Origin of the sequence: Sutcliffiella horikoshii (genome assembly GCF_020524325.1) — a bacterium.
GTDB classification, from domain to species: domain Bacteria; phylum Bacillota; class Bacilli; order Bacillales; family Bacillaceae_I; genus Sutcliffiella_A; species Sutcliffiella_A horikoshii_D.
In genome coordinates, this window is the sequence record NZ_JAIVKY010000005.1 from 421,535 (window position 1) to 439,534 (window position 18,000).

Below are 18,000 nucleotides of genomic sequence, written 5' to 3' on the forward strand. Positions count from 1 at the left end.
TATTTTAAGGGGGACATGGTTGTATGAGCAGCGAGTTATTTGATGCTTTAACCCTGATGGAAAAGGAAAAGGGCATTAGCAAAGATGTAATTATTGAAGCGATTGAGGCTGCACTTATATCTGCTTACAAAAGAAACTTTAATCAAGCACAAAATGTACGAGTAGATATGAACCTGGAAACAGGAACAATGCGCGTATATGCAAGAAAAAACGTAGTAGATGAGGTATTTGATTCTCGTCTAGAGATTTCCGTTCAAGAAGCACGTCAAATCAATCCGAATTATCAAGAAAATGATGTGATTGAGATTGAAGTGACGCCTAAGGACTTCGGTCGTATTGCAGCGCAAACAGCAAAGCAAGTAGTAACGCAACGAGTAAGAGAAGCAGAACGAGGAGTAATCTATTCCGAATATATCGAACGTGAAGAAGATATTATGACAGGAATCGTTCAACGACTAGACTCTAAATTCATCTATGTGAGCCTTGGGAAAATTGAGGCATTGTTGCCAGTTAATGAGCAAATGCCTAATGAACATTACAAGCCTCATGATAGAATTAAAGTGTTCCTTACAAAAGTGGAAAAAACCACAAAAGGTCCACAAATTTTTGTTTCACGTTCTCATCCAGGGCTTTTAAAGCGCCTTTTTGAACTTGAAGTTCCAGAAATTTATGATGGCACCGTTGAAATTAAGTCTGTAGCTCGTGAAGCTGGAGACCGTTCAAAGATTTCCGTTCACTGTGACAACCCTGAAGTTGATCCAGTAGGAGCTTGTGTTGGACCAAAAGGACAAAGGGTGCAAGCAATTGTGAATGAATTAAAAGGAGAGAAAATTGACATCGTTCGATGGTCAAAAGATCCAGTCGAGTTCGTTGCAAATGCATTAAGTCCTTCTAAAGTACTGGAAGTTCAAGTTAATGAAGAAGAAAAGGCAACAACAGTCATCGTACCTGATTATCAACTTTCTTTAGCAATTGGTAAACGTGGACAAAACGCGAGACTGGCTGCTAAGTTAACAGGTTGGAAAATTGACATCAAGAGTGAATCCGAAGCGGAAGAACTAGGAATTTACCCAAGTCTTTCTCTTTCCAAAAACGATACAGAAGATTTGGATGATGAATTCTACGATGACGACAATTTTGAAGACTGATTTTTAAAAGAAGGTGAATCAGGTGAACAATCGCAAAAAGGTCCCAATGCGCAAATGTGTGGCAAGTCAAGAACTGAAGCCGAAAAAGGAATTGATTCGTATCGTCCGTTCTAAAGAAGGCGAAGTTTCGATTGACCCTACAGGGAAAAAATCAGGCCGAGGGGCATATCTTGCAAGAAACAAGGAGAGCATCCTCCTTGCAAAAAAGAAAAACATCCTAGCCCGTCACCTGGAAGTAGCGATTGATGATTCATTGTATGATGAATTGCTTCAGCTGGTAGAAACGGAGAATAACTCAACACATGAATAATCAATGGCTATCCATTGTCGGTCTTGCTACAAGGGCAAGAAAGACCATAACAGGGGAAGAACTTGTCATTAAAGAAGTGAGGGCAGGAAAGGCAAAGTTGGTTCTATTGGCCAGCGATGCTTCTGCTAACACGATGAAAAAATTACAAGATAAATGTACGTACTATAACGTACCGATCAGAACGGTAGACGATCGGTATGAGTTAGGTCGAGCGATAGGAAAAGATGCGAGAGTTTCGGTCGCCATTCTTGATGAAGGGTTCGCCAAAAAACTACTCACCATGCTCGATTAATCTTTGGGGGTGAATGTATGACGAAATTACGCGTGTACGAATACGCAAAGCAAAAGAACGTATCAAGTAAAGATGTCATTACAAAACTAAAAGAAATGAATATTGAGGTATCAAACCATATGGCAACATTAGACGACGACACGATCCAAAAATTGAACGGCACAAATAAAACGGAAGCACCAAAGAAAGCAGCACCACAAAATACTGCTTCTGCACCTAAGAAACAAAATAACAACCAATCTCAAGGTGGCAACCAAGGTGGAAAAGGGAAAAACTCTTCTGCACCTAAAAAGCCATTTAACAATAGCAATAACAATAACCCCTCTAAAGGGAAAAAGAAACAAAACAATAAACAAAACCAAAACCGCGGACAACATCAAGCTCCGCCACAACCTGTGAAGAAAAAAGAAACACCTTCTAAAATCACATTCACTGGTTCCCTTACAGTAGGAGAACTGGCGAACAAGCTAAACAAAGAGCCTTCTGAAATCATCAAAAAGCTCTTGATGCTTGGAGTTATGGCTACGATCAACCAGGATCTTGATAAAGATTCCATCGAGTTGATTGCTGGCGAGTACAATGTAGAAGTGGAAGAGGAAATTATCTTTGAAGTAACCGATTTTGAAGGCTACGACTCTGAAGATACAGAAGAAGTAATGGAAGAGCGCCCACCAGTTGTTACAATTATGGGTCACGTTGACCATGGTAAAACAACGCTTCTTGATTCTATCCGCAATACAAAGGTTACTGCAGGTGAAGCTGGTGGAATCACACAGCACATCGGTGCATACCAAGTAGAAGTGGAACAAGGTAAAAAAATCACATTCCTTGATACTCCTGGACATGCTGCGTTTACAACAATGCGTTCCCGCGGAGCCCAAGTAACAGATATTACCATTCTAGTAGTTGCTGCAGATGACGGGGTAATGCCTCAGACAGTGGAAGCAATCAACCATGCTAAAGCTGCAGATGTACCAATCATTGTAGCGGTAAACAAAATGGATAAAGAAGCTGCCAATCCTGACCGTGTTATGCAGGAATTAACAGAGCACGGCCTTGTGTCAGAAGCTTGGGGTGGAGATACTATCTTTGTACCACTTTCCGCTTTAAGTGGAGAAGGTATTGATACATTGCTTGAAATGATTCTTCTTGTTTCTGAAGTAGAGGAATATAAAGCTAATCCTAAACGTGCTGCACAGGGTACAGTAATTGAAGCTCAGCTTGATAAAGGTAGAGGTTCTGTTGCGACTCTTCTAGTTCAAAAAGGTACGCTACGTGTTGGAGATCCAATCGTAGTAGGTAACACGTTTGGTCGTGTTCGTGCAATGGTCAACGATCTTGGACGTCGCGTGAAAGAAGCGGGACCATCTACACCGGTTGAAATCACTGGATTAAATGAAGTACCACAAGCTGGAGACAACTTTATGGTATTTGCTGATGAGAAAACGGCTCGTAACGTCGGAGAAGCGCGTGCTCAAAAGCAACTTCAAGAACAACGCAGTGAAAAAACACGTGTAACTCTTGATGACCTGTTCGAGCAAATCAAGCAAGGTGAAATGAAAGAAATAAACTTGATCGTAAAAGCTGACGTTCAAGGTTCTGTAGAAGCTATGGCTGCTTCCCTGCAGAAAATTGACGTAGAAGGCGCAAAAGTTAAAATTATTCACACTGGCGTTGGTGCCATTACTGAATCTGATATAATCCTAGCTTCTGCATCCAATGCGATTGTCATTGGTTTCAACGTTCGACCTGATGCAGGTGCGAAACGTACTGCGGATGCTGAAAGTGTTGATATTCGTCTTCACCGTATCATCTATAAAGCGATTGAAGAAATTGAAGCGGCAATGAAAGGTATGCTTGATCCTGAATTCGAAGAGAAAGTAATCGGTCAAGTAGAAGTTCGTCAAACATTCAAAGTTTCAAAAGTTGGTACTATCGCTGGTGCATACGTAACAGAAGGTAAAATCACTCGTGATTCCAGCATTCGTTTAATTCGTGACGGAATCGTTATTTTTGAAGGGGAACTTGATACACTCAAGCGTTTCAAAGATGATGTAAAAGAAGTAGCGACAAACTACGAATGTGGTGTAACAATTAAAAACTTTAACGATATCAAAGAAGGCGACATCATCGAAGCTTACGTAATGCAAGAAATCGAAAGAAAATGATCGGATATTTAGAGTGTGACTGTATGATCTATGATGCTCAATCTTTGAAGGAAAAAAGGGCAGTCCTTCAGCGCGTAATGACAAGGCTGAAGCAAAGGTTTAATATTTCCATCTCAGAGATTGATCATCAGGACGTATGGCAACGGACGAAGATAGGAATTGTATCCATTTCTTCCTCCAAATCCATCACCGAGAAAGAATTGCAAAAAGTGCTCGACTATCTGGATTCCTTTCCAGAGATGGAACGGGCAGAAACTTCGCTTGATTGGCTTTAAAGGGGTGAAAGGTATGACACTCAGATCAAACAGAGTTGGAGAGCAAATGAAAAAAGAGCTATCCGATATCATTGGTCGTAAAATCAAAGACCCTCGTGTAGGCTTTGTAACAGTAACGGATGTACAGGTTACTGGAGATCTTCAACAAGCCAAGGTTTTTATCTCTGTGCTTGGAGACGATGAGAAAAGACAAGACACATTGATTGGCTTGGCAAAAGCTAAAGGCTTTATCCGCAGTGAAATTGGACGAAGAATTCGCCTAAGAAAAACTCCAGAGCTTTTCTTCGAATTTGACGAATCCATTGCTTACGGTAACCACATCGAAAGCCTGATTCATGAATTAAATAAAAAAGACTCTGATTCAGATGATGAAGAGTAAAAGAAAAAGGATAGGCAGCACTTGTCTATCCTTTTTGTTGACTCAAATGATATTTCGCATTGACTCCCTGTTGATTTACGTTCCAGGTGTTCGCTTTCCGCGGGACGGTGCTTGAGCCTCCTCACTTCGTTGCGGGGTCTCAACCTACCGTTATCCCCCGCAGGAGTCTCACACCTTGCACTTCAATCTACAGGGTATTACATATAATAAAATGAAAGGGGTGGCCTAAATGGATGGCATTTTAATTTTAAACAAACCAAAAGGCTTCACTTCACATGACTGCGTATTTAAAGTGAGAAAAATACTAAAGACAAAAAAAGTCGGCCACACCGGGACACTAGACCCAGAAGTAACCGGGGTCCTTCCTATCTGTATTGGCAGGGCAACCAAAGTAGTGGAATTCCTCACAGCAGAACAAAAAACATACGTGGCTGAAGTAACCATCGGCACCGCAACTACGACAGAAGATCAAACAGGGGAAGTCGTGGAAGAAAAACGGGTAGAAAATCCGATATCAAAAGAAAAAATACTTTCCGTTCTTCAAGACCTAAAAGGAGAAATTGAACAAACACCTCCCATGTACTCCGCTGTAAAAATTAAAGGGAAAAAACTTTATGAATATGCGAGAGAAGGGAAGGTTATCGAAAGACCTTCAAGGAAAATAACCATCCATGATATTTTCCTCACAAGCGATATTACATATGAAGAAGAAAAAGGGCAGGTTCGTTTTTCTTTTCAAGTTAACTGTAGTAAAGGTACCTATGTAAGAACTCTTGCTGTACAAATAGGCGAGCTTCTAGGTTATCCTGCCCACATGTCCTATTTGACCAGAATTTCCTCTGGAGACTTTACCATCGATCAAGCAATTACTTTAGAACAGTTAAGTGAGCTTACAGAACAAGGGTTGGTTCAAGAGAAACTGTTGCCTATGGAAAAAGCACTGAGTTCATTGCCTAAGTTGGAGATTAGTGATAAAGTAGCAGAGAAAGTGTATAATGGCGCGGTTTTGCCGTATCCGGAAAATATTGATGAATCGAATGAATATTTTAGTGTATTCCATGATGAAAAATGCTTGGCCATCTATATGAAACATCCATCAAAGCCAGGCCTCATGAAACCAAAGAAAGTTTTTCATAATTAATTGGTGCATGCAGGTCCTGGATGATTAATTAAGATTTAGGTGATAAATGATGAAAGTTGTGTATTTGGAGCATCCCCATTCCCTTACAAAAGAAAAATGTATCCCTGCTACAGTGGCTCTCGGTTTTTTCGATGGCATCCATCTGGGGCATCAAAAAGTGATTAAGAGTGCGCTGTCTAAAGCAAAAGAGCTAGGGGTTGCAAGTGCCGTCATGACGTTAGATCCGCATCCTTCCGTCGTGCTGAGGAAAACTGTCCAACATGTCCGCTACATAACTCCACTTTCTGAAAAGATTAGGTTGCTTGCTTCTTTAGGGGTGGACATTCTTTATGTGGTCAAATTTGACATGTCTTTTGCGTCGCTAGTACCGCAGGACTTTGTAGATCAATACATTATTGGTCTGAACATCAAACATGTAGTAGCTGGATTTGATTATTCCTATGGCAGTCTCGGCAAGGGGACAATGGAGACACTGCCTTTTCATTCCAGACAACAATTTGATCAGACAGTAGTGGAGAAATATACCACAAATGATTTGAAAGTAAGTTCGACTTTTATTAGAGAGCAGTTAAAGGAAGGGAAAGTGGCCGAACTGCCGAATACTTTAGGTCGTTATTATCAAATACGGGGAAAAGTTGGGCATGGAGAAAAGAGGGGCCGGACAATCGGATTTCCCACTGCGAATGTGGTGCTTGATGATGATTATGTGATACCTAAGACAGGAGTATACACGGTCCGTATGCACGTGAACGACAGCTGGGTCAATGGTGTGTGCAATGTCGGCTATAAACCGACTTTCCACGAGCAGGAAACAGAAAACCTACCGTCCATAGAAGTACACCTTTTGGATTTCGATCAGCAAATCTATGGAGCTGAGGTAATAATAGAATGGCATAATTGTATAAGGGAAGAAAAGAAGTTTTCGGGTGTTGATGCACTTGTGGGTCAGATTAGAAAAGACAAGGGAATTGCCGAAGACTATTTTCAAAAAAACCTACACGATACTTGCTTTTTGACTTAAAAAGAGGTATGCTATTAAACGTACTAAAACCATTGCTTGGCAAGTCGAATCACCAACGCTTGCTCGGTAATAGGGGTTTTTACTATTAAGGAGGTGAATAGGATGGCTATTACACAAGAGCGTAAGCAAGAACTTATCAACGAGTTCAGAACTCACGAATCTGACACTGGATCTCCAGAAGTTCAGATCGCTGTCCTAACAGAACAGATCAACAACCTGAACGAGCATTTACGTACTCACAAGAAAGATCACCACTCACGTCGTGGTCTATTGAAAATGGTTGGTAAGCGTCGTAACTTACTTACTTACCTACGTAACAAAGATGTAACTCGTTACCGTGAACTAATCAACAAATTAGGTTTACGTCGATAAGTTTGTCAGAAAAAGCGGGAGAATTCCCGCTTTTTTATTAGTATTTTAGAAGTTATTTTTCAAAAATTGCTTAAAGTTAACCCAAAAAGCGATTTTTTTCCTATACATGCTGGAATTCTATTGATATGTAGTAGTTATTTCGTTCATACTATACATAATACTAAAACTTATTTTCACATAGACTGTTCTACTATTTAAACTGCAGTTCGTTGTATGGATGCAGGTATGAGAAGAAGGTCAATACATATGAAAGCTAGAGAGGGGTTAAACGAACTCATGAGACAAGATAAACAAGTCTTTTCTATCGACTGGGCTGGAAGAAACCTGACGGTAGAAGTAGGACAATTAGCAAAGCAAGCAAACGGAGCAGTAATGGTTCGCTACGGAGATACGGCTGTGCTTAGCACTGCAACCGCTTCAAAAGAACCGAAGAAATTAGATTTCTTTCCATTAACAGTTAACTATGAAGAAAGATTATACGCAGTAGGTAAAATTCCAGGTGGATTCATCAAAAGAGAGGGACGTCCAAGTGAGAAGGCTGTTTTGGCTAGCCGCTTGATTGACCGTCCAATTCGTCCGCTTTTTGCTGATGGTTTCCGTAACGAAGTACAAGTAATCAGCATCGTGATGAGTGTGGATCAAAACTGTTCATCCGAGATGGCAGCGATGTTCGGTTCTTCTTTGGCGCTTTCTGTTTCTGATATTCCTTTCCAAGGTCCAATCGCAGGTGTAACAGTAGGAAGAATCAACGACGAGTTCGTTATTAATCCTAATGTTGAACAGCTTGAAAAGAGTGATATTAACTTGGTTGTAGCAGGAACAAAGGATGCAATCAACATGGTTGAAGCTGGTGCTGATGAAGTTCCGGAAGAAGTAATGTTAGAAGCAATCATGTTTGGTCATAACGAAATCAAACGTTTAATTGCTTTCCAAGAAGAAATTGTACAAGCAGTAGGGAAAGAGAAAACAGAAGTTACTCTTTATGAAGTGGATAAAAATCTTGAACATGAAATCCGTGCACTTGCTGAAGAGAAAATGACAAAAGCTGTTCAAGTCTTTGAAAAACACGCTCGTGAAGCTGCAATCAAAGAAGTGAAGTCAGAGGTTGTTGCACGTTATGAAGAGCAAGAAGTAGAAGCTGATGTGTTGAAACAAGTTAATGAAATCTTAAGCATGCTAGTGAAAGAAGAAGTAAGACGCCTCATTACAGAAGATAAAGTACGCCCTGATGGACGTAAAAGCGACGAGATCCGTCCACTTGCTTCTGAAGTCGGCCTATTGCCTCGTACTCACGGTTCTGGTCTGTTTACTCGTGGACAAACGCAAGCACTGAGCATTTGTACTTTAGGTGCACTTGGTGACGTACAGATCCTTGACGGATTGGGCATTGAAGAAGAGAAACGTTTCATGCATCACTATAACTTCCCATTATTCAGTGTCGGGGAAACAGGACCAATGAGAGGACCTGGACGTCGTGAAATTGGACATGGTGCTCTTGGTGAGCGTGCCCTTGAACCGGTTATTCCTTCCGAGAAAGACTTCCCGTACACAGTTCGTCTAGTATCTGAAGTTCTTGAGTCCAATGGTTCTACTTCTCAAGCAAGTATTTGTGCAAGCACACTTGCTATGATGGATGCAGGTGTACCTATTAAAGCTCCTGTAGCCGGTATTGCAATGGGACTAATTAAAAAGGGCGAGCACTATACGGTTCTTTCCGATATTCAAGGAATGGAAGATCACCTTGGAGATATGGACTTTAAAGTTGCTGGTACAGCAAAAGGTGTAACAGCACTACAAATGGATATTAAAATTGAAGGTCTTTCTCGTGCTATCTTAGAAGAAGCACTTCAACAGGCTAAAATTGGACGTATGCATATTCTAGATTCTATGCTTGCTACAATTGATGAGTCTCGTAAAGAGCTTTCTCCGTATGCACCGAAAATCTTGATGATGAGCATCAATCCTGATAAGATCCGTGATGTAATTGGACCTAGCGGTAAACAAATCAATAAGATTATTGAAGAAACCGGAGTTAAGATTGACATCGAACAAGATGGAACGGTATTTATTTCTTCCATTAATATGGAGATGAATGACAAAGCGAAGAAAATCATCGAAGATATCGTACGTGAAGTCCAAGTGGGCGAAATTTACATGGGTAAAGTAAAACGTATTGAAAAGTTCGGTGCATTTGTTGAGCTATTCAGTGGAAAAGATGGACTTGTCCACATTTCCGAACTTGCAGAAGAACGCGTGAAACAAGTGGAAGATGTTGTGAAACTTGGAGAAGAAGTTCTTGTTAAAGTAATGGAAATTGACAAACAAGGAAGAGTGAATCTTTCCAGAAAAGTATTACTTAAAGAGAAAAAAGAAAAAAACGAACAAATGTCCTAATAATGAAGCCTGGTTTGACCGCCGGGCTTTTTGTGGTACCTCCCCATTGAAAATTGCCTCGTGGGGAAGGTGTTTTTCCTCTTTATTCTTTGTTCTACCTTGTCCACTCCCTACATAAATTTTAAGTAGGAAGGGGTGGGTGGAATGAAAAGAAGTACGTTTCAATTGTTGGCATTTGTTATTATTGCATTTTTTACATATAACACGGTGAGTCATCCATTTCAGGGTGATATAGCTGCTATACTTTCTAAAGATATAGCAGAAGTTGCCCAGAAAAAGGATGCACTTTATGTGGAAATTGAACAAAAGGCGGCTACTTATGAAGTGGCCCCGCAAGACGCCAAGATAGATAAGGTCTGGAAGGCTCAGCCCGGACTTAACGGTTTAAAGGTAAATCTTGAAGCTTCATATAAAAACATGAAGAAGAGCGGTGAGTTTGACGAGAAGAAGCTTGTTATGAAGCAAATTCCACCGCAAGTTCATCTTTCTGACTTGCCTCCTTCGCCGGTTTACCGAGGTCACCCTGAAAAGCCTATGGTGTCGTTCTTGATAAATGTGGCTTGGGGAAATGAGCATATACCAGGGATGCTAGAAACATTGAAAAATCATGGAGTGCAAGCAACCTTTTTTCTTGAAGGAAGATGGGTTAAAGAAAACCCTTCGATGGCTAAAATGATAATAGATGCAGGACATGAAGTAGGGAATCATTCTTACACACACCCTAATATGAAAACATTGGGAAGTACAGCAGTCAGGGAACAGCTTTTAAAGACAAATGAAGTCATTGAGGCGATCTCCGGGAGTAAAGTCACTTGGTTTGCCCCTCCAAGTGGAAGCTACCGTGACGAGGTTGTAAACATCGCTCATGAGATGAAGCTAGGTACAATCATGTGGAGTGTTGATACCATTGATTGGCAGAAGCCGTCTCCCGATGTGCTCGTTAACAGAGTGATGGGGAAAATTCATCCCGGAGCAATGGTTCTTATGCATCCTACACCATCAACTGCAAACAGCTTGGAGACTCTTATTACATCCATTAAAGAAAAAGGGCTCGAACTAGGAACGGTTACTTCTCTTTTAAGTGAAGAAAGGATCGTTCATCACAACTAGATTTGGCAAACTTGAATAGGAGGATTATCGTTGCTTACTAAACATACATGTTCAAATGGAGTAAGAATTGTATTAGAAAACATTCCACATGTCCGCTCGGTTGCGATCGGCGTTTGGATTGGAACAGGTTCACGAAATGAGGACAATTTAAACAACGGAGTATCTCATTTCCTCGAGCATATGTTCTTTAAAGGAACAGAAACAAAAAATGCACGTGAAATTGCTGAAGCTTTCGATTCTATCGGAGGGCAGGTAAATGCATTCACTTCTAAGGAATATACTTGTTATTATGCAAAAGTGATGGATGAGCACTCTTCCTATGCACTTGGAGTATTAGCAGATATGTTTTTCCATTCAATTTTCGATGAAGAAGAATTGAAAAAGGAAAAAAATGTGGTATACGAGGAAATCAAAATGTATGAAGATGCTCCAGACGATATTGTTCATGACGTTTTGGCAAGAGCATCGTATGGTAACCATCCTCTAGGCTATCCGATATTAGGGACAGAAGAAACTTTATCCGCTTTTAACGGAAATACATTGCGCGAATATATGAAGGAAACGTATACTCCTGACAATGTAGTTATCTCTGTTGCTGGTAATATCGATGAGTCTTTTGTAAAAGAAATTGAAAACCTATTTGGAAGTTATGAAACTGGTCACTCTAAGCGTGAGTATGTAAAACCTTCCTTTGAAACCGGACGAATTGCCAAAAAGAAAACGACCGAACAAGCTCATCTCTGCATTGGTTACGACGGGCTTCAAATCGGAGATAAAGATATTTACAATCTTATTGTATTGAACAATGTACTTGGCGGAAGCATGAGCAGTCGTCTCTTCCAGGATGTCAGAGAGGAACGCGGCCTTGCGTATTCTGTCTATTCTTATCACTCCACCTTCCAAGACAATGGTATGCTTACCATTTATGGTGGAACTGGCAGCAACCAGTTAGATCTTCTGTTTGAAACTATTCAACAGACGCTTAACACTTTGAAACGTGACGGAATTACCCAAAAAGAGCTTGTCAACAGTAAGGAACAAATAAAAGGTAGCCTTATGTTGAGTCTTGAGAGTACAAACAGTCGTATGAGCAGAAATGGTAAGAACGAGCTTCTTCTCGGAAGACACCGTTCCCTTGATGATATCTTAGAAAGAATTAATAGTATCACAGAGGAATCAGTAAATAACTTGGCAACCAAAATTTTCACAGATGAGTATTCAGTTGCTTTGATCAGTCCTAGCGGCGAAATGCCTAAATCGATTCAAGAAAAATAATATTCATGCCTGCCATTTTCTAATGGCAGGTTTTTTTTGGGACGTCTTCTAATATAGATAATATAGGAGGTGTTTTTCTTATGAGATTAAGTGAAATGAGTGGAAAGGAAATTGTTGATGTGAAACGGGCAGAACGTCTCGGCATACTTGGTCATACAGATCTTGAAATCAATGAAAATACCGGTGAGATCCGTTCGCTCATCATTCCTTCATTGAAATGGTTCGGGTTAAAGAAGGAAGGCAGTGACATTCGTGTGCCGTGGAATCACATTAAAAAGATTGGCACGGATATGATTATTATTGACATACCGGAAGAAGAATGACCGACTCGGCGTGAGCTGGGTCTTTTTTTGTTTGTGGCGCTCTATATGCCCGAACGATAGGAATTACAGGTCTTCGGTAGTATAGAAGCGCTCTATATGCCCGAACGGCAGGAATCATGAGGTCTTCGGTAGTATAGAAGCGTTCTATATGCCCGAACGGCAGGAATCATGAGGTCTTCGGTAGTATAATGCCCACTTAATACGCCAAAACATAAAGAAATCATCCCACCTTCAGGCATATAGTTCAGAAAACCTCCAATCTAACTATCCACATCCCACCGAATAACATTCCCCTTGCAAACTCTTTCCTTTCTCCTTTGATTCAAGCACAGATTTTCCTTAGGTTACATAAGATGTGGAAGTAAGAAAAACTTGAGCCAGATTTACAAACTTTCACGAAGTAGAAGAAGGTGAACGATATATGCTGACCGGTTTGCACATAGCTGTCATTGGCGGTGATGCAAGGCAGCTGGAAGTGATACGTAAGCTTATTGAGCTAGACGCGAAGCTTTCGCTTGTAGGATTTGACCAATTAGATCACGGCTTTACAGGTGCTTCAAAGGAGCAGATGAATGAAGTAGATTTTACGACTGTCAATGCTATTATCCTCCCTGTTCCCGGTACAAATTTAGAGGGGCAGGTTGATACCATTTTTTCTAACGAAAAGATTGTGTTAACGGAGGAGATAGTCAAGAACACGCCAGAGCACTGTACCATTTATTCGGGTATCACTAATCCCTATTTGAATCAATTGGTGGCAAGTACAAACAGGAAGTTGGTTCAATTGTTTGATCGTGATGATGTTGCCATCTATAATGCAATTCCGACAGTGGAAGGTACCATTATGATGGTTATTCAACATACAGATATTACGATCCATAACTCCAGAGTAGCGGTTTTAGGTTTAGGAAGAGTCGGTATGAGCGTAGCACGTACTTTTGCCGCACTCGGTGCTAATGTCCGTGTAGGCGCTAGAAAATCCGAACATATTGCACGTATCTTTGAGATGGGCGTAACTCCATTTTATTTAAACGAATTGGCTGACAATGTTACAGATGTAGATGTCTGCATCAATACTATTCCACACCTTATCGTAACATCGGATGTAATCTCCAAAATGCCTGCTCATACACTCATTATCGACCTGGCATCAAAACCTGGGGGTACGGATTTCCGATATGCCGAAAAAAGAGGAATTAAAGCTTTATTAGCTCCAGGACTTCCAGGAATTGTTGCTCCCAAAACTGCGGGGCAGATCGTGGCGAATGTCTTGTCACAATTACTTAAAGAAGAAATGGAAGGGAGAAAGGGGAAATAACCATGCAATTAAAAGGTAAACGGCTAGGTTTTGGTTTAACGGGCTCTCATTGTACGTATGATGCCGTCATTCCAGAAATACAGAAGCTGCTTGATGCGGGTGCAGAAGTGAGGCCTGTAGTTACTTCGACCGTTCAACATACTAATACCAGATTCGGTCAAGGGGAAGATTGGATTAAACTGATAGAAGATATGACAGGATTTAAAGTGATTGATTCCATTGTAAAAGCAGAGCCGCTTGGACCAAAAATTCCATTAGATTGTATGATCATTGCCCCTTTAACTGGGAACTCAATGAGTAAATTAGCAAATGCGCTTACAGATTCACCTGTACTAATGGCTGCAAAGGCAACACTGCGGAATCATAATCCGGTTGTGTTAGGGATATCAACAAATGATGCGCTTGGACTAAACGGATTAAACTTGATGAGATTAATGGCAACCAAAAACATATATTTTATTCCTTACGGGCAAGATGCACCAGACAAAAAACCAAACTCCATGGTGGCAAGAATGAGTATGCTCATGCCCACTGTGGAGCATGCATTAGAGCATAAGCAAATACAACCAGTCATCGTGGAAAGATACAAAGACGATTTATAATAAAATTTGCTTAGAAGAGAAGAAAAGTAAGAATTTCTTCTCTTCTTTATTTCAGTAATATGATAAAATAAAAAACTATATATGAATATTTATTCTGAAAGCTCAGATAAACAATAACAGAGCTATTTTTAAAATGGAGAGGTGCTTAATAGATGAGTGGTTTACATGTAGCAGTAGTAGGCGCAACAGGAGCAGTAGGACAGCAGATGCTTCATACATTAGAAGAAAGAAATTTCCCTATCAAGAAGCTTACGCTATTATCTTCGGAGCGCTCTGCAGGTAAAAAGGTATTATTTAAAGGGGAAGAAGTTACAATTGAAGTGGCAACACCTGACAAATTTGAGGGTGTTCATATAGCATTATTCAGTGCAGGAGGAAGTGTTTCCAAAGAGCTTGCACCTGAAGCGGCAAAGCGAGGAGCAATAGTGGTTGATAATACTAGTTTCTTCCGCATGGATCCAAATGTCCCATTGGTGGTTCCAGAAGTAAATGAAGAAGACATCAAATCCCATAATGGCATTATAGCCAACCCGAATTGCTCAACTATCCAAATGGTCGTTGCATTAGAGCCGATTCGTCAATCATATGGTCTTACTAAGGTAATAGTCAGCACATATCAAGCTGTATCAGGAGCAGGTGCGGCGGCAATTGATGAGCTGGAGTCTCAATCACAGGCAATTCTAAACAAAGAAGCTTTCACTCCAAGCATTCTACCTGTTAAAGGTGATAAGAAGCATTATCAAATTGCATTCAATGCGATTCCACAGATTGATAAGTTTGAAGAGAACGGTTTTACTTTTGAAGAATTAAAAATGATCAATGAAACCAAAAAAATCATGCATGACCAAAACCTACAGGTTGCTGCGACATGTGTACGCCTTCCGGTTGTAACAGGACATTCCGAGTCTGTATATATTGAAGTAGAAGACGAAAATGTGACTGTTCAAGATATGAAAGCGTTGCTCGAAAAGGCTCCTGGCGTTGTGCTGCAAGACAATCCGGCAGAGCAGGTCTATCCAATGCCTGCTGAATGTGTGGGCTCTAACGACGTGTTTGTCGGTAGAATCAGGAAGGACCTGGATAACAAAAAAGGTTTCCATTTATGGATTGTATCTGACAACTTGCTAAAAGGCGCAGCCTGGAATTCCGTGCAAATTGCTGAGAGTTTAGTGAAACTTGGTGTCATCAACCGATAATAAGATAGTGAAAAGGTCTTTATAAGACCTTTTCTTTTCGGAAGAAAGTCCGGTTTCGTTCCAACGCCATTCTTGAACAGGGTCCCTTTTACAAGGGTACTATTTTCATCACATCTTTCGTATGTATTAAGGATGTTTCTAAACCGCGATGAGGTGTCAATATATGAAAATAATAGTTCAAAAATTTGGTGGAACGTCTGTAAGGGATGAAACCAGTAGACATGCTGCAATTAAACATATAAAAAAGGCCGTGAATGATGGATACAAAGTGGTCGTTGTTGTATCCGCAATGGGAAGAAAAGGAGAACCGTACGCAACAGACACTCTCTTGAACCTTGTGGAAAAAGGGAAGAACAATGTGTCAAAGCGTGAAATAGATATGCTTTTATCTTGTGGAGAAATTATCTCTTCCATTGTTTTCAGTAGTCTGTTGCAAAAAGAAGGAATTTCCGCAACAGCATTAAATGGTCCACAGGCTGGATTTCGAACTAATAATGACCACACAAACGCCCGTATTATTGAAATGAAATGTGAAAGACTTCTTGAAATGCTAGAATTGCATCAAGTGGTGGTTGTGGCAGGATTTCAAGGGGAAACGAAGAACGGGGATATTTCTACCATTGGGCGTGGAGGAAGTGATACTTCAGCTGCCGCATTGGGTGCAGCCCTACATGCAGAATGGATTGATATTTTTACAGATGTGGAAGGGGTCATGACTGCAGATCCGCGAATTGTCAAAGATGCTTCTCCATTACCTGTTGTCACCTATAACGAAATATGTAACATGGCATACCAGGGTGCTAAAGTAATCCATCCACGTGCCGTGGAAATTGCGATGCAAGCAAAGATACCAATCCGTATCAGGTCGACTTATTCCAACTCAACAGGGACATTAGTCACCTCCCTTGATAGAATGGGGAAAGGTGCTGACGTGAAGGACCGCTTGATTACAGGAATAGCCCATGTACCGAATGTCACACAAATAAAGGTCTTTGCAAAAGAAGGGAATTATGGCATACAAACCGAAGTCTTTCGAGCAATGGCCAATGAACAGATAAGCGTAGACTTTTTCAATATCTCACCTACAAGTGTCGTTTATACTGTCACAGATGAGATGAGTGAAAAAGCGATAAATGTATTGCGAAAGTTGGGGTATGAGCCGAAAGTAAACCGCCACTGTGCAAAAGTTGCAACAGTTGGAGCAGGAATGACAGGCGTGCCCGGGGTAACTTCAAAAATAGTGACCGCACTGTCGGAACTAGGCATACAAATTCTACAATCCGCAGATAGTCACACTACAATCTGGGTACTTGTAAAACAAGAAGATATGATTAAAGCGGTGAATGCTTTACACAAGGCTTTTAATCTTGCAAAAAAACAAATAACGATCTTACACCCAACCGCAGAAGAAGGAGAGAAAACAGTTCATGATTAACTTTGGTAAAGTATCAACAGCTATGGTAACCCCTTTTGATAATAAAGGGAACATAGACTTTGAAAAAACAACACAATTGATTAACTATTTGATTAAAAACGGAACGGATTCCGTTGTTGTAGCCGGAACAACAGGAGAATCTCCTACCCTATCAACAGAAGAAAAGCTTGCCCTTTTCTCCCATGTAGTGAAAGTTGTCGATGGCAGAATTCCTGTGATCGCAGGAACTGGTAGCAATAATACCCGTGCTTCTATTGACCTGACGAAAAAAGCGGAGGCTGCAGGTGTTGATGCTATCATGTTAGTGGCACCGTATTATAATAAGCCTAGTCAAGAAGGTCTTTATCAGCACTTTAGTACAATCGCTTCCGAAACTTCATTGCCTGTTATGCTATACAACATACCTGGCAGGTCAGTTGTTAATATGTCGGTTGAAACGATTGTTCGTCTATCTGCTATTGACAATATCGTTGCAGTCAAAGAAGCAAGCGGAAATCTGGATGCCATGACGGAAATCATTGCAAATACACCGGATGAATTTGTCCTATACAGTGGCGATGACGGGTTAACCTTGCCGGTGCTTTCAATTGGAGGAAATGGTGTGGTTTCCGTAGCCTCCCATGTTTTAGGAAATCAAATGCAAGAAATGATTCGTTCTTTTGAAGCAGGGGAGATTGCAAGTGCAGCTAAACAGCACCAATCGTTGCTGCCTGTCATGAAGGGATTATTCAGTGCACCAAGCCCTTCACCAGTTAAGACAGCCTTGCAATTAAAAGGGTTGGATGTTGGCGGTGTCAGACTACCATTGGTGCCGCTAACAGAAGAAGAAAGAAACACGTTAACGAAACTTATAGAAACTGTGTAATATGCGAAAGAACCAAAGCTTGTTAGGAAGCTTTGGTTCTTTTTGTTGTTCGTGGAACTTTAAAATAGTGGAATGCTGGGTTCGTGGGGGTGAAGACCTGGAGTGACGAGGAATCAGGAGTAGAGAGGTCCTCATTGCCGTTATGAAGACCTGAGTGACGAGGAATCAGGAGTAGAAAGGTCCTCATCACCGTTATGAAGACTTGAGTGACGAGGAAAAAGGAGTAGAGAGGTCCTCATTGCCGTTATGAAGACCTGAGTGACGAGGAATCAGGAGTAGAGAGGTCCTCATTGCCGTTATGAAGACCTGAGTGACGAGGAATCAGGAGTAGAAAGGTCCTCATCACCGTTATGAAGACTTGAGTGACGAGGAAAAA

Annotated in this window: 18 protein-coding genes; all 18 read left to right on the forward strand. The window is 40.9% G+C overall.

Features of this window, described 5'->3' with window-relative positions; all coding sequences use genetic code 11:
• The first annotated feature begins 23 nt into the window (after positions 1-23).
• The 18 genes from nusA to dapA all read left to right on the forward strand — a co-directional run bounded on the left by nusA (position 24) and on the right by dapA (position 17,624).
• On the forward strand, positions 24-1,148 hold the full coding sequence (gene nusA / locus LC091_RS06930) for a transcription termination factor NusA (RefSeq protein ID WP_226681302.1): 1,125 nt from the start codon (positions 24-26) through the stop codon (positions 1,146-1,148).
• Between the two features lie 22 nt (positions 1,149-1,170).
• Positions 1,171-1,458 (forward strand): RNase P modulator RnpM, encoded by a 288-nt coding sequence (rnpM, locus tag LC091_RS06935; protein ID WP_010193317.1) that lies wholly within the window; start codon positions 1,171-1,173, stop codon positions 1,456-1,458.
• Positions 1,451-1,750, forward strand: a complete 300-nt coding sequence (locus LC091_RS06940) for a YlxQ family RNA-binding protein (RefSeq protein ID WP_223493355.1) — start codon at positions 1,451-1,453, stop codon at positions 1,748-1,750. Before rnpM ends, LC091_RS06940 begins: the two co-directional genes overlap by 8 nt.
• 17 nt (positions 1,751-1,767) lie before the next feature.
• On the forward strand, positions 1,768-3,918 hold the full coding sequence (gene infB, locus LC091_RS06945) for a translation initiation factor IF-2 (protein WP_226681303.1): 2,151 nt from the start codon (positions 1,768-1,770) through the stop codon (positions 3,916-3,918).
• On the forward strand, positions 3,915-4,193 hold the full coding sequence (locus tag LC091_RS06950) for a DUF503 domain-containing protein (RefSeq protein WP_226681304.1): 279 nt from the start codon (positions 3,915-3,917) through the stop codon (positions 4,191-4,193). Before infB ends, LC091_RS06950 begins: the two co-directional genes overlap by 4 nt.
• 13 nt (positions 4,194-4,206) lie before the next feature.
• Positions 4,207-4,572 (forward strand): 30S ribosome-binding factor RbfA, encoded by a 366-nt coding sequence (rbfA, locus tag LC091_RS06955; protein ID WP_223493358.1) that lies wholly within the window; start codon positions 4,207-4,209, stop codon positions 4,570-4,572.
• 229 nt (positions 4,573-4,801) lie between these two features.
• Positions 4,802-5,713, forward strand: coding sequence for a tRNA pseudouridine(55) synthase TruB (gene truB / locus LC091_RS06960; protein ID WP_226681305.1), 912 nt, complete (start codon positions 4,802-4,804; stop codon positions 5,711-5,713).
• 49 nt (positions 5,714-5,762) lie between these two features.
• A complete protein-coding gene (gene ribF / locus LC091_RS06965; RefSeq protein WP_226681341.1) occupies positions 5,763-6,734 on the forward strand; it encodes a bifunctional riboflavin kinase/FAD synthetase in 972 nt (323 codons plus the stop codon).
• Between the two features lie 102 nt (positions 6,735-6,836).
• A complete protein-coding gene (rpsO, locus tag LC091_RS06970; RefSeq protein ID WP_010193305.1) occupies positions 6,837-7,106 on the forward strand; it encodes a 30S ribosomal protein S15 in 270 nt (89 codons plus the stop codon).
• 276 nt (positions 7,107-7,382) lie between these two features.
• Positions 7,383-9,500: a polyribonucleotide nucleotidyltransferase gene (gene pnp, locus LC091_RS06975; RefSeq protein ID WP_226681342.1), complete on the forward strand. Its 2,118-nt coding sequence runs from the start codon at positions 7,383-7,385 to the stop codon at positions 9,498-9,500.
• Positions 9,501-9,644: 144 nt separating this feature from the next.
• A complete protein-coding gene (locus LC091_RS06980) occupies positions 9,645-10,610 on the forward strand; it encodes a polysaccharide deacetylase family protein (protein ID WP_226681306.1) in 966 nt (321 codons plus the stop codon).
• A gap of 30 nt (positions 10,611-10,640) precedes the next feature.
• Positions 10,641-11,885 carry a M16 family metallopeptidase gene (locus tag LC091_RS06985; RefSeq protein ID WP_226681307.1) on the forward strand — a complete coding sequence of 415 codons (1,245 nt, stop codon included), beginning with the start codon at positions 10,641-10,643 and terminating at the stop codon, positions 11,883-11,885.
• Between the two features lie 80 nt (positions 11,886-11,965).
• Positions 11,966-12,208: a YlmC/YmxH family sporulation protein gene (locus LC091_RS06990; protein WP_226681308.1), complete on the forward strand. Its 243-nt coding sequence runs from the start codon at positions 11,966-11,968 to the stop codon at positions 12,206-12,208.
• A 421-nt stretch (positions 12,209-12,629) separates the two neighbouring features.
• Positions 12,630-13,526 carry a dipicolinic acid synthetase subunit A gene (gene dpaA, locus LC091_RS06995; RefSeq protein WP_226681309.1) on the forward strand — a complete coding sequence of 299 codons (897 nt, stop codon included), beginning with the start codon at positions 12,630-12,632 and terminating at the stop codon, positions 13,524-13,526.
• A gap of 2 nt (positions 13,527-13,528) precedes the next feature.
• Positions 13,529-14,128 (forward strand): dipicolinate synthase subunit B, encoded by a 600-nt coding sequence (locus LC091_RS07000; protein ID WP_010193296.1) that lies wholly within the window; start codon positions 13,529-13,531, stop codon positions 14,126-14,128.
• 152 nt (positions 14,129-14,280) lie between these two features.
• On the forward strand, positions 14,281-15,324 hold the full coding sequence (gene asd, locus LC091_RS07005; RefSeq protein WP_226681310.1) for an aspartate-semialdehyde dehydrogenase: 1,044 nt from the start codon (positions 14,281-14,283) through the stop codon (positions 15,322-15,324).
• Between the two features lie 163 nt (positions 15,325-15,487).
• Positions 15,488-16,759 carry an aspartate kinase gene (dapG, locus tag LC091_RS07010; RefSeq protein ID WP_226681311.1) on the forward strand — a complete coding sequence of 424 codons (1,272 nt, stop codon included), beginning with the start codon at positions 15,488-15,490 and terminating at the stop codon, positions 16,757-16,759.
• Positions 16,752-17,624 carry a 4-hydroxy-tetrahydrodipicolinate synthase gene (gene dapA / locus LC091_RS07015; RefSeq protein ID WP_226681312.1) on the forward strand — a complete coding sequence of 291 codons (873 nt, stop codon included), beginning with the start codon at positions 16,752-16,754 and terminating at the stop codon, positions 17,622-17,624. The genes dapG and dapA overlap by 8 nt, the downstream gene beginning before the upstream one ends.
• Positions 17,625-18,000 lie beyond the last annotated feature (376 nt).